Origin of the sequence: Roseomonas sp. TAS13 (assembly GCF_001950415.1) — a bacterium.
Taxonomy (GTDB): domain Bacteria; phylum Pseudomonadota; class Alphaproteobacteria; order Acetobacterales; family Acetobacteraceae; genus Roseomonas; species Roseomonas mucosa.
Window position 1 is genome coordinate 1 of record NZ_BDLP01000618.1, and the last position, 1,634, is coordinate 1,634.

Annotated in this window: 1 protein-coding gene; it reads left to right on the top strand. The window is 70.0% G+C overall.

Annotated features, from left to right (window positions below; translation table 11 throughout):
• Window positions 1-159 precede the first annotated feature (159 nt).
• Window positions 160-1,634: FAD-dependent oxidoreductase (locus tag ROTAS13_RS27905; protein ID WP_253187766.1), on the top strand; the 1,475-nt coding region annotated here is incomplete at its 3' end.

The following is a 1,634-nucleotide window of genomic DNA, read 5'->3' on the forward strand; positions in this document are numbered from 1 at the left end:
ATTCGCCTTACGGTGGAGCTGTGCGTAGATGTGATCAAGAGACAGCCCCGCACCCAGGCGGCGAAGTCCCTTGACCAGATCATATCATATGAGACACATCTTCCCGGAAGCGTACAGGAACGCCGGCAAGGCGTCCGTGAAAAAGGGAGGACCAAGGGGTTGCAGGAAGCCGTCTCGCCATCCGTGCCGGACCTCGCGCCGCCGGCCCCCGACTACCAGACCCTCCGCTTCGGCTATCGCCGTTCCGCCGACCAGGACGCCGCCCAGCCGGTCCGCCATCCGGTGGTGGTGGTCGGCGCCGGCCCGGTCGGGCTGGCCACGGCCATCGATCTCGCGCAATCCGGCACGCCGGTGGTGGTGCTGGACGACGACGACCGCCTCGCCGGCGGCTCGCGCGCCATCTGCTTCGCCAAGCGCACCCTGGAAATCTTCGACCGCCTCGGCTGCGGCCACCGCATGGTCGAGAAGGGCGTGGTCTGGAACTGCGGCAAGGTCTTCTTCCGCGACGAGCCCGTCTACAGCTTCGACCTGCTGCCCGAGACCGGCCATGCCCGCCCGGCCTTCGTCAACCTGCAGCAATACTACGTCGAAGGCTTCCTGCTGGAACGCGCGCGGGAACTGCCGAACCTGGAAATCCGCTGGAAGAACAGCCTCGCCGGCCTGCGGCACGCCCCCGGCGGCGTGTGGCTGGAGGTGGAAACGCCGGACGGCCCCTACAGCCTCCAGGCCGACTGGCTGGTCGCCGCCGATGGCGGCCGCAGCCCCACCCGCCGCCTCATGGGGCTGGAAAGCAGGGGGCAGGTCTTCCGCGACCGCTTCCTGATCGCCGATGTGCGGATGGAGGCGGACTTCCCCTCCGAGCGCTGGTTCTGGTTCGACCCGCCCTTCCACCCCAACCAGTCCGTGCTGCTGCATCGCCAGCCGGACCAGGTCTGGCGCATCGACTTCCAGCTCGGCTGGGACGCCGATCCGGAGGCGGAGAAGTGCCCCGAGAAGGTCATCCCCCGCGTCAGGGCGCTGCTGGGCGAGGACCGCGCCTTCACCCTGGAATGGGTCAGCGTCTACAGCTTCGTCTGCCGCCGCATGGACCGCTTCCGCCACGGCCGCGTGCTCTTCACTGGCGACGCCGCGCACGGCGTCTCCCCCTTCGGCGCGCGCGGCGCCAACAGCGGCGTGCAGGATGCCGAGAACCTCGCCTGGAAGCTCGGCCTCGTGCTGCGCGGCGCTGCGCCGGAGGGCCTGCTCGACAGCTATGACGGCGAGCGTGTCTTCGCCGCCGACGAGAACATCCGCAACTCGACCCGCAGCACGGATTTCATCACGCCGAAGAACGAGGCCAGCCGCGCCTTCCGCGATGCCGTGCTGGACCTGGCGCGCGACTGCAACTTCGCCCGGCGCATGGTCAACAGCGGCCGCCTTTCCGTCCCGGCGGTGCTGCGCGATTCTCCGCTGAACACGCCGGATGCCGACAGCTTCGCCGGCGCCATGGTGCCCGGCGCGGTGGCGGCGGACGCGCCCGTGTCCCAGGATGGGAGGCACCGGGACGGGGAGCCGGAATGGCTGCTGCGGCATCTCGGCGGCACCTTCACCGGCCTGCTCTTTGCCGCGGCGCCGCCTGCGCCCGGCCTGCTGGC